This window comes from Nitrospirota bacterium, assembly GCA_035516965.1.
Lineage (GTDB): Bacteria > Nitrospirota > UBA9217 > UBA9217 > UBA9217 > MHEA01.
This window is the reverse complement of record DATIZR010000105.1, coordinates 1-10,775: the sequence shown is the minus strand read 5'-3', so window position 1 is coordinate 10,775 and position 10,775 is coordinate 1. Positions and strand designations below refer to the sequence as shown.

The 10,775-nt window shown below is 58.2% G+C and carries 10 protein-coding genes; 7 read left to right on the top strand and 3 right to left on the bottom strand.

Features of this window, described 5'->3' with window-relative positions; translation table 11 throughout:
* The 3 genes from VL197_15445 to rpmB all read right to left on the bottom strand — a co-directional run.
* A partial coding sequence (locus tag VL197_15445; protein HUJ19378.1) for an ABC transporter permease occupies positions 1–182 on the bottom strand: 182 nt, incomplete at its 3' end.
* A 104-nt stretch (positions 183–286) separates the two neighbouring features.
* Positions 287–1,303, bottom strand: a complete 1,017-nt coding sequence (locus VL197_15440) for a cytochrome D1 domain-containing protein (protein HUJ19377.1) — start codon at positions 1,301–1,303, stop codon at positions 287–289.
* 434 nt (positions 1,304–1,737) lie between these two features.
* Positions 1,738–1,932, bottom strand: a complete 195-nt coding sequence (rpmB, locus tag VL197_15435; GenBank protein HUJ19376.1) for a 50S ribosomal protein L28 — start codon at positions 1,930–1,932, stop codon at positions 1,738–1,740.
* 163 nt (positions 1,933–2,095) lie between these two features.
* Between rpmB and VL197_15430 the strand changes: the two genes are divergently transcribed.
* The 7 genes from VL197_15430 to VL197_15400 all read left to right on the top strand — a co-directional run.
* Positions 2,096–2,689, top strand: a complete 594-nt coding sequence (locus tag VL197_15430; protein HUJ19375.1) for a TetR/AcrR family transcriptional regulator — start codon at positions 2,096–2,098, stop codon at positions 2,687–2,689.
* A gap of 196 nt (positions 2,690–2,885) precedes the next feature.
* Complete coding sequence (locus VL197_15425; GenBank protein ID HUJ19374.1) at positions 2,886–4,112, top strand: TolC family protein; 1,227 nt, start codon at positions 2,886–2,888, stop codon at positions 4,110–4,112.
* 47 nt (positions 4,113–4,159) lie between these two features.
* Entirely contained in the window at positions 4,160–5,359 is a 1,200-nt protein-coding gene (locus tag VL197_15420; GenBank protein ID HUJ19373.1) for an efflux RND transporter periplasmic adaptor subunit, read from the top strand.
* A gap of 90 nt (positions 5,360–5,449) precedes the next feature.
* Complete coding sequence (locus VL197_15415) at positions 5,450–8,566, top strand: efflux RND transporter permease subunit (protein HUJ19372.1); 3,117 nt, start codon at positions 5,450–5,452, stop codon at positions 8,564–8,566.
* Positions 8,559–9,779, top strand: a complete 1,221-nt coding sequence (locus tag VL197_15410) for an efflux RND transporter periplasmic adaptor subunit (protein HUJ19371.1) — start codon at positions 8,559–8,561, stop codon at positions 9,777–9,779. The genes VL197_15415 and VL197_15410 overlap by 8 nt, the downstream gene beginning before the upstream one ends.
* Position 9,780: 1 nt before the next feature.
* Positions 9,781–10,473 carry an ABC transporter ATP-binding protein gene (locus VL197_15405; protein ID HUJ19370.1) on the top strand — a complete coding sequence of 231 codons (693 nt, stop codon included), beginning with the start codon at positions 9,781–9,783 and terminating at the stop codon, positions 10,471–10,473.
* Between the two features lie 167 nt (positions 10,474–10,640).
* A partial coding sequence (locus VL197_15400) for an ABC transporter permease (protein HUJ19369.1) occupies positions 10,641–10,775 on the top strand: 135 nt, incomplete at its 3' end.

The window sequence follows — 10,775 nt, the reverse complement described above, 5'->3', positions numbered from 1 at the left end:
GGAACCACCAGGATGTCGGCGCCGAGGCGGTAGGTGCCGAGCTTGAGCGCATTATTGATACTGCGCAGGAAGAGGGTGGCGGTGAACAGCGTGCAGGAGACTACGGCCACAATAGCCAGCAAAAGCCATGTCCGCGTGATCTTTCTCTTCAGGTTTTTGTAGGCCACATAGGGGATATTCATACCGGGGGTCGTTTTCCTTGTCAGGGGGAGTTGCGTGAGACAAAAACGCCGGAGAGCTCATCACTCCCCGGCGTTCATTCAACGCTCGATATATTATACAGGAATTATTTCTGCCAGTCAACAGCCATACCGCAGAGGAGCGGAGATCCCTTGTCCATGCCAACGGTGATGCCGTTCGGCTTATGGCAGGACGCGCAGACGGAGACCCTCTTCTCGATCTTGTGGGTCTTCGCATCCATGATCACCAGGAGGCTGTCATCGCCGTAGGTCCTGGCCGTGATCAGCGCGGTCTTCCCGTCGGGGCTGAACTTCACGTCATGGAGATTGACATCATCGGGAAGCACGACGTGCTCGGAAACGGCATCCGTCTTGGTGTCGATGATCACGATCTGAGGCTTCTGGGTCCGGGCGGAGAGACCGGGGCCGAATTCGTTCGGGGCCGTCACCCAGAGATGCTTCTGGTCAGGCGCCATGCGGATCTGGTGGATGAAGGTCATTGCCGGGTCCTTGATCTCCTTGATCGTCTTCTTCGTCTTCCAGTCGAGCACATAGATCACGCCAAGGGGCATGTCGGAGACATAAGCCTTATCGAGGCCCTTGGTCCAGGCGATGCCGCATACGGCCTTGCCCACCGGCATCTTGTCCACAGTCTTCATGCCCTTGGGATCCCACACATAGACATTCCCGTCAGCCATGTCTTCGAAGTAGATGTTGCCGTCCGGACCGACGACCGCGTCACAGAACTTCTTGCCGACGTCCAGGGTCTCGATTTTCTTGCGGGTCTTCATATCGACAACGATGACCTTGCCGTTCAGCAGGCCGGCGTACAGTTTGCCGCCCACGATCGCGCTTCCATGAGAGCCGCCGCCCTTCTTGGTCTGCTCGAAGTCCATGCCCGCGATCTTGCCTTCCATTTCGGAGCCGGCTTCGGTCAGGACGATCCTGTCCTTTTCGATGTCAGTCGGCGGGTTCAGCGTAGCCAGATCAACGATGGCCAGATGGCCCCCGTGACCGGCGATATAGACCGTTCCCTTCAGACCCGTTGCAGCCTGGACGCCAAAGACAAGGCAGGCCACGCCGAGAACCACAAAAACCACTAATGCGCTCTTCTTGAAACTCATAGTTCTTCCTCCCCTTTTAAGTGCAACGTTTATTTATGAACAACTGTCGTTCGTGTTCACCAAATCCAGCTCTGAGTCCGGTCACTTAATTTCTGTCGGGGCACCTCCTTCTTTTCTTGATCTGCACGGCAACCAGCAATCGTTGCGACACGTTAAAACTGTTTTTTATGTGAGCCATATTAGTACAGTTAAAGAAGACGTGTCAACTTCAAATTTTAATTTTAATTCTTGCACTTGTGTAATTTTGCAGGTACAGACGCGGGTCGAGGGACCGTTCGGACGGCCCTCTCGTATTATACCAGGGTTCCGAATGCGGTGTCGCTGGGCGGTTGAAAATAGGGGAGAAAGAGGGGGGAAGGCAGGTACAAAAAAGCGGTCCCGGGGTGAATGACATGAGGGCCCCGGCCAACCGGCTACGGGCCCTCATCGAGTGCCTAGCTGACTTTCTTCACCTTGCCGGAACGGATGCAGCGCGTGCACACGTGCATGCGCACGTGGGAGCCATGCGGTCCTACCGCCCGAATGCTCTGGATGTTGGGCTTTGAAAGCTTCTTGGACTTGTTGTTGGCATGGCTCACTTTGTTGCCGCTCAGCCCGCCCTTGCCGCAGATGTCACAGGTACCAGCCATTTCGATATCCTCCGGATCATGTAATACACGCAAAAAGCAGGCGTACCTTACCATAAGCGCGGAGGGTTGGCAAGGGGAAAATCGTCGAACTGGATGAATTTTCTTGACTTCGCCGGGGGCCTGAGATAATGTAAGTGCGCACTTACAATTACGCGAAAGGGCCATGAAAAAGACCACAAACACCAGGCGGCATCTGCTGGAAGCCACCCTGAAACTGATCTCGGAAAAGGGCTACCTTGGCGCCACCACGAGGGAGATCTCGCAGGAGGCTGGCGTGACCGAATTAACCCTTTTCCGTCATTTCGGGTCGAAGGAAATGCTGTTCGAAGAGCTTTTGAAGACCTACACCTTCCTTCCCCAGCTGAAGGAACTGCTGCCTGAGCTCGGCAGCATGGACAGCGATGAAGCACTGGCCATGATCGCGACACGATTTCTTCTGTCCCTGAAAGAGCGAAAGGCCATGATAAAGATCATGTATTCCGAGGTCACGATCTACCCTGAGAAGATCAAGAACGTGTACAATAAATTCGTGGACGCAATGAGGGACACGCTGGCAGAGTACTTTTCCTCGCTGCAGGAGAAAGGAATACTTAAGAAGGAATTATCTCCGGAAACTGCAGCCAAGGTGTTCTTGTGGGTCCTGATCTCTTATTTCCGGTCCGAGGAAATCATGCGGTCTTCGGGTATGAAAAAAAAATCAATGGAGAAGCAGGTGCGGGAGATCATCGAGATCTTCAGCCATGGAGTGAACGAATAATATCGCCGCGAGGGAAACCATTATGATCTTGAACAATCCAAAGAAACTGATCATCATTTCTGTCGTTGCAATCCTGTTTTTGGCGGCATATCCGCTGCAACTCCCCGCCGCAGAGACTGCCGCACCGCCGGCCAGGCAACCCGAAACAACGGCAGCGATCGATCGAACGGGCGGGGGCATGATCGCGCAGGGTGAGATGCTGACGCTCGTCAAGTGCATCGATATCGCGCTCAAAAAAAACCCCAGCATCGTGGCTGCGGCGAACACGGTGGATGTCAATCAGAGCAGGGTAGGCGAAGCCCGAGCGAACTATTATCCGCAGGTGAGTGCTACGGGAGCATATAACAGGATCAACGCTGTGCCCGGAACGGCGGCTGCTCCTCTCGGTATCCGGAATAGATTTAACGAGTATACGGCCAGTGTTGACCTCAACCAGAATATCTACGATTTCGGAAAGACATCGTCATCAGTCGATGTTTCGAAGTTTAATTTCGAATCTTCACGCTCAGACCTTAACACCTCCCAGGATACAATAATCCTGAGCGTTAAACAGGCGTATTACGGGGTGCTTCAAGCCAGAAGGAACAGGGACGTGGCCGCGGATGTCATTAAACAATTTCAGCTCCATCTCGACCAGGCAAAAGGTTTTTACGAAGTCGGGACGAAAGCGAGAATCGACGTGATCAAGGCAGAGGTCGACCTGAGCAATGCCAAGCTCAGCCTCATTAATGCCGAGAATGCGCTCAAAATAGCCTGGGTGACACTGAACACTGCGATGGGGGTCCCTGACCCACCTGAGTTCACCATTGAGGACAACCTCTCATTCCAGCAATATGCGATAACCCAGGAAGAAGCAACAACGAGGGCCTTTGAAAACAGGCCCGACCTGCAGTCGGTTATTGCGAAAAGACAGGCGGCGGAGGCCAATATCAGTCTTGCAAGCTCGGGACATTATCCTGTTTTATCAGGAAATGCCAGCTACCTCGAGGGAGCACAGGACGTGCCACCCAGTGCACTCCAACATGGCGGACTCGATCGCGGCTGGCAGATTGGTGTGGCAGTAACCATACCCCTGTTCAGCGGGTTTTTGACCAGTCATCAGGTGGCAGAGGCCAAGTCCAATCTTTATGTCCTCAAGGCGAATGAAGAGTCGTTACGGCAGCAGATACTGCTTGATGTCCGCCAGGCATACTTGAACCTGCAGGCAGCGGAGGCCAGTATATCGACCGCCGAGCTCGCCGCCACACAGGCAAAAGAGAACCTTGATCTCGCAAACGGCAGATATACAGCCGGCGTGGGGAGTCCCATCGAGGTCTCCGATGCGTTCGCCACCTATGTCACCGCCCAGGCGAACTATACCAGCGCCCTGTCCAATTACAAGATAGCGCAGGCAAGCATCGAGAGGGCAATGGGCGCTCGATAACGAGGCTGAGCGCCGAAATACAGCTTCCCGCGGTCGTGAAAGGATTGATGATGATAAGACCAGTAAAATTTGCCCGGTCCCCGATGAACCTGGCATGCGTGCTGTGTGTTGTTCTTCTCGCCGCCTGCTCATCCGGGAACAGCAGGCAGATGCCGCGCACCGTACCGGTGGTCGCCGAGAATGCGGACCAGAAAGATGTTCCGCTGCAGATCAGGACCATCGGGAACGCCGAGGCCTATAGTTCCGTGCAGATCAAGGCCCTCGTGGGCGGCGAGGTGGAGGGCGTCTATTTCCAGGAAGGGCAGGACGTCAAAAAGGGCGACCTGCTCTTTAAAATAGACGCCCGTCCCTATATCGCGGCGCTGAAGCAGGCCGAGGGGTCTCTGGCGCGCGACGCGGCGCAGGCACGGAACGCCGAGGAACAGGCCAAACGGTATGCGATCCTGGTCGAGAAGGACTATGTGTCCCGCGACCAGTATGAACAGCTCCGTGCCAATGCCGACGCGCTGGCCGCGGCAGTCGAGGCTGACAAGGCGAATGTGGAGAATGCACGGCTGCAGCTGGAGTACTGTACGATCAAATCGCCCCTCAACGGACGGGCAGGCTCCGTGCTCGTCAATGCGGGCAACGTCATCAAGGCGAACGACATCCCGCTCACGATGATCAACCAGATCGCACCCATCTATGTGACGTTCTCCATTCCCGAACAGAACCTGGCCGATGTCAAGAAGCACTCCGCCCTTCGTGACCTGCACATCGAGGCGATCATCCCGGGGGATGAGAAGCGTCCCGCCCAGGGAGCATTGACCTTTATCGACAATGCCGTGAATACCGCGACCGGCACGATCAAGCTCAAGGGCACGTTCGAGAACCGTGACAGGCGGCTCTGGCCCGGCCAGTTCATGGATGTGGTGATGACGCTCACCACGGAGCCGAACCGGGTCTTGGTGCCTTCGCAGGCGGTGCAGGCCGGGCAGCAGGGACCCTACGTGTACGTCGTAAAGAACGATATGACCGCCGAACTCCGGGTCGTGAAGCCGGGGAGGGCGTATCAGAACTGGACCATCATCGAGCAGGGCGTTGCCGCAGGGGAAAAGGTCGTGACCGACGGACAGCTCCGGCTCACGCCGGGTTCCCGGGTCGAGCTCAAGAACGAAAAGGAGCACAGGGAGTTAGCCACGGAGGCGCAGAACACGCAGAAGACCAGGGAGCAAGGCACCAATACCCAGGCGCCAAAGGGCAAATAGAAGCACTACGCGATCGTGAGATTGAAATAGTAACCTAATCCTTCTCCGTGTCTCAGGGTCTCTGGGGCTGCTTCTGACCGCATATTACCTATGAACATTTCAGAACTCTTCATACGCCGTCCCATCATGACCACCCTGGTCATGCTCTCCATCCTGTTCGTGGGCATCGCGGGTTACCGCAGGCTGCCCGTAAGCGACCTGCCGAACGTCGATTTCCCCACCATCGTGGTGTCCGCCAACGTTCCCGGGGCGAGCCCCGACACGATGGCTTCGGCGGTCGCGACGCCGCTGGAAAAACAGTTCTCCACGATCGCCGGCATCGATTCGATGACGTCCATCAACGCCCAGGGCCTCACCCAGATTACGATCCAGTTCAACCTGAGCCGCAACATCGACGCCGCGGCGCAGGACGTGAATTCGGCGATCGCCGGCGCGCTCCGGCAGCTGCCGCAGAACATGCCGAGCCCGCCGTCCTACCGCAAGGTGAACCCGGCGGACCAGCCGGTCATCTATCTCGCGCTCAGTTCCCCCACGCTGCCGCTCTCGGATGTGGACAACTATGCCCAGACATTGATCGCCCAGCGCGTATCGATGATCAGCGGTGTGGCCCAGGTCCAGGTGTTCGGCTCCCAGAAATACGCGGTCCGCGTTCAGTTGAACCCGCGCGCGCTCGCAAGCCGGGGGATCGGGATCGATGAGGTGGCCAATGCCGTGGCCAACGCGAATGTGAACCTCCCCACGGGCACGCTGTACGGCGCGAACCAGGCCTTTACGGTGCAGGCGACGGGCCAGCTCAATAATGCGGCCGCCTACCGCCCCATCATAGTGGCATTCCGGGACGGCTCGCCGGTCCGGCTCCAGGACCTGGGAAATGTCATCGACAGCGTGGAGAACGACAAGATTGCAAGCTGGTACCGCGACAACCGGGCCATCATCCTTGCGATCCAGCGCCAGCCCGGCACGAACACCGTCGAGGTCGTGGACGCCATCAAAAAACTGATCCCCACCTTCAAGGAGCAGATGCCTGCGTCGGTAAACATGAACATCCTGTACGACCGCTCGGAATCCATCCGCGATTCGGTCTCCGACGTTCAGTTCACGCTCATGCTCACTGTCTGCCTCGTGGTGCTGGTCATCTTCCTGTTCCTCCGGAACCTGTCGGCTACGATCATCCCCAGCCTCGCGCTACCCATGTCCGTCGTGGGCACCTTTGCCGTGATGTACGTGCTCGATTTCAGCCTCGACAACATGTCCCTTATGGCGCTCACGCTCTCCGTGGGTTTTGTCGTCGACGACGCCATCGTCATGCTCGAGAACATTATCCGGCACATCGAGATGGGCGAACCGGCCATGGAGGCTGCGCTCAAAGGATCAAAAGAGATCGGGTTCACCATCCTGTCGATGACCGTCTCGCTGGTCGCCGTGTTCCTGCCGGTGTTCTTCATGGGCGGGATCATCGGCCGGCTCCTGCACGAGTTCGCGGTCACCATCGGCATGTCGATCCTGATCTCCGGGTTCGTCTCCCTGACGCTCACGCCGATGCTCGCGAGCCGCTTCGTCCGAAGCCACGAGAAGCATGAGCGGCACGGCAGGCTGTACCAGGCGTCGGAGCGGTTCTTCAACGGCATGCTGAACTTTTACGAGCGGTCGCTGGAGGTCGTTCTTCGTCATCGGGGCCTTACCATGATCGTCTCCGCCATCATTTTTATCGCAACATTTTTACTCTTCAGCGGCATGCCGAAAGGTTTTCTTCCGAGCGAGGATACCAGCGCGCTGTTCATCCCGACCGAAGCAGCGCAGGGCATCTCCTTCGATGCGATGAAGCAGCACCAGCTGGCACTTGCAGACATCGTGCTCAAAGATCCCGACGTGGATGGTTTCATGTCGAGCATCGGCGCAGGCGGGTCAAGTGTGGCGGGTAACCAGGGCCGTATCTTCATCCGCTTGAAGCCCCGGTCCCAGAGGCGCGGTCATCAGCACGTGGACCAGATCATCCAGAAGTTCAGGCCATTGTTCAGCCAGGTCCCCGGGATCCAGGCATTCCCCCAGAACCCGCCGCCGGTCCGGGTGGGGGGCACGCTGACCAAGAGCCTGTACCAGCTCACGCTCCAGGGCCCTGACACGAACGAGCTCTATGAATATGCACCCAGGCTCGAGGCAAAGATGCGTGAGATCCCGCAGCTTCAGGACGTCACCAGCGACCTGCAGATCAAGAACCCGCAGGTCAACGTCGAGATCGACCGGGACAAGGCTGCGGCCCTTGGCGTGACGGCCACCCAGGTGGAGACCGGGCTCTCGATGGCGTACAGCGCCCTGCAGATCTCCACCATCTACGCGCCGAACAACCAGTATCAGGTCATCACCGAGGTCCAGCCTGAGTACCAGCGCGACCCCTCGGCGCTCTCGATGCTCTACATCCGCTCCGCAAATACCCAGCTCGTGCCGCTCAGGACCGTCTCGAAGATGACCCAGAATCTGGGACCGCTGTCCGTGAACCATCTCGGCCAGCTGCCGGCGGTAACCCTGTCGTTCAACACCAAGCCCGATGTTTCGCTGGGCACCGCCATGGACGCCGTGAACAAGGCGGCGCGATCGACGCTGCCGGCCTCAATCACCACGAGCTTCCAGGGCACGGCCCAGGCCTTCCAGTCGTCCATGGAGGGCCTGGGACTGCTGCTGATCGCCGCCATCCTGGTGATCTACATCGTGCTCGGCATCCTTTACGAGAGCTTCATCCATCCGATCACGATCCTGTCGGCGCTGCCTTTTGCGGGCTTCGGTGCGTTCGTGACCCTGCTCCTCTTCGGATCTGACCTCAACGTCTACGCCTTCGTGGGCATCATCCTGCTCGTGGGCCTCGTGAAGAAGAACGGCATCATGATGATCGACTTCGCCCTGGAAACCCAACGGACGGAAGCTGCGTCGCCGCATGACGCGATCTTCAAGGCCTGCGTCATCCGTTTCCGGCCCATCATGATGACGTCCATGGCGGCCTTGCTCGGCACCCTGCCGATCGCCCTCGGCATCGGCGCCGGCGCGGAATCCCGGCGGCCCCTGGGCCTGGCCGTGGTCGGCGGTCTTCTCTTCTCCCAGACCCTGACGCTCTACGTCACGCCCGTCGTGTTCCTCTACATGGACCAATTCCAGCTGTGGCTCGGGAAGCAGCGTATATTCCAGACGAGAAAAAAGGCGGTATCCTATGAATGAGAAGAAGAGGGGCGGCGTGAGGGGCCTGTTCGCCGGGCGCAAGCTCTTCGTGGCGTCGGCGATCGCCGCTCTGGCCGTCATCTGCGTTGCTCTCTTCATCGGCCTTGGCGGGAAAGGGAACAAGGCCGAATACCGCACCGAATCCGTCACCAAGGGGGACATCCAGCAGACGATAACGGCCACAGGCACGGTAAACGCCGTGACCACCGTTCTGGTGGGAACCCAGGTCTCCGGCACGATCAAGACCCTTTTCGTTGATTTCAACTCGCGGGTGAAAAAGGGGCAGATCATCGCGCAGATCGATCCGTCCACCTTCGAGTCCCAGGTGCAGCAGGCGCAGGCGAACCTGCTCGCGGCACAGGCCAACCTGGACAAGTCCAATTCGGCGCTGGTCGACGCGACAAGGACGTACGAGCGTAACAAGGAGCTGTTCGCCAAGAACCTCATCCCCCGGAGCGACCTGGACACGGCGGAAACGAATTACGAATCCGCAAAGGCCCAGGTCGGCTCGGCAAAGGCCCAGATCGAGCAGACAAAGGCGTCGCTCGACTATGCCAAACAGAACCTCGCCTATACGAAGATCCTGTCGCCCGTGGACGGCATCGTGATCTCGCGGAACGTTGATGTGGGCCAGACCGTCGCAGCCAGTTTCCAGACCCCGACGCTCTTTACGATCGCCGAAGACCTGACCAAGATGCAGATTGACACCAACGTGGCGGAATCCGACATCGGCGTCGTAAAGGTCGGCCAGGAGGTGGAGTTCACCGTGGACGCCTATCCGGACACGACGTTCAAGGGGAACGTTTGGCAGATCCGGAAGGCGCCGATCACGGTGCAGAACGTGGTCACCTATGACGTCGTGATCCAGGTGGGCAACAAGGACCTCCGGCTGATGCCGGGCATGACGGCGAACGTGTCGATCATCATTACCACCCGCCAGGACGTGCTCCGCATAACGAACGCGGCTTTGCGGTTCCGCATGGGAGAGCGTCCGTCGGGAGCAGGCGGAGCCGGTTCGGGAGAAAAAAAAGGCCCCGCCGTCTGGGTCCTCGAGAACGGCAAGCCGAGGCGCGTTCAGATCACCCCGGGCATCAGTGACGGCAGCTTTACCGAGATCCTTGCCGGCGATGTGAAGGAAGGCCAGCAGCTCATCGTGGAGTCGCTGAAGAAGGGCAAGACCGCAAGCGGACCTGCGGGTCCGAGGATGTTCTGATATGCCGCTTATCGAAGCACGGAAGATCAGCAAAATCTATCATCTCGGCGATAACGAACTGCGGGCGCTGGATGGGATATCGACGACCATCGAAAAGGGCGAGTTCGTGGCCATCATGGGCCAGTCGGGCTCGGGCAAGTCCACGTTCATGAACGTGCTGGGCTGTCTGGACACGCCGACGGAAGGACATTACCTTCTCGACGGCGTCGACACGGGCGGACTGTCCCGGGACGAGCTCGCCGAGATCCGGAACAAGAAGCTCGGCTTCGTGTTCCAGGGCTTCAACCTGCTGTCGCGGACATCGGCCCTGGAAAACGCGGAGCTTCCCCTGTTGTACAACGGCTTGCCGGCGAAGGACCGGCATGAGAAGGCGCGTTCCGCCCTGAGAAGCGTCGGACTCGAAGGCAGGGAAGGCCATCATCCGAACCAGCTCTCCGGCGGCCAGCAGCAGCGCGTGGCGATCGCCCGGGCGCTGGTGAACGAAGCACCGGTCATCCTGGCCGACGAACCCACGGGAAATCTCGATACCAGGACGAGCGTCGAGATCATGGAGCTTTTTGTGAGATTGAACCAGGAGGCCCATATCACGGTCATCCTCGTCACGCACGAACCCGATATAGCCGCCTACAGCAAGCGGATCATCCGGTTCCTGGACGGCCATATCGTGAGCGATGAACCGGTCAAGAAACAATAAGACATTTAACCACGGATGAACACACCCTGCACTCGCGCTCACACTCGTCAACGCTGGATGCGGGGGATAAACACGGAAGTTTGGAGCGAGACTGACCAGTATTTAGGAATCTGTCCTATTGTTCTATATTTTGCAATCGGCATACCGCATTCCGAAATGACTTTACGATGATCAACATTCCCTCGACCTTCAAGATCTCAATCCGCGCGCTCCGCGTGAACAAGATGCGCTCGGCGCTCACCATGCTCGGCATCATCATCGGCGTCGGCGCCGTGATCGCCATGGTCGCCGTCGGCACCGGG

Coding starts and splice junctions, on each gene's coding strand:
- VL197_15440 (HUJ19377.1), bottom strand. CDS start 1,303: ATGAGTTTCAAGAAGAGCGCATTAGTGGTTTTTGTGGTTCTCGGCGTG.
- rpmB (HUJ19376.1), bottom strand. CDS start 1,932: ATGGCTGGTACCTGTGACATCTGCGGCAAGGGCGGGCTGAGCGGCAAC.
- VL197_15430 (HUJ19375.1), top strand. CDS start 2,096: ATGAAAAAGACCACAAACACCAGGCGGCATCTGCTGGAAGCCACCCTG.
- VL197_15425 (HUJ19374.1), top strand. CDS start 2,886: ATGCTGACGCTCGTCAAGTGCATCGATATCGCGCTCAAAAAAAACCCC.
- VL197_15420 (HUJ19373.1), top strand. CDS start 4,160: ATGATGATAAGACCAGTAAAATTTGCCCGGTCCCCGATGAACCTGGCA.
- VL197_15415 (HUJ19372.1), top strand. CDS start 5,450: ATGAACATTTCAGAACTCTTCATACGCCGTCCCATCATGACCACCCTG.
- VL197_15410 (HUJ19371.1), top strand. CDS start 8,559: ATGAATGAGAAGAAGAGGGGCGGCGTGAGGGGCCTGTTCGCCGGGCGC.
- VL197_15405 (HUJ19370.1), top strand. CDS start 9,781: ATGCCGCTTATCGAAGCACGGAAGATCAGCAAAATCTATCATCTCGGC.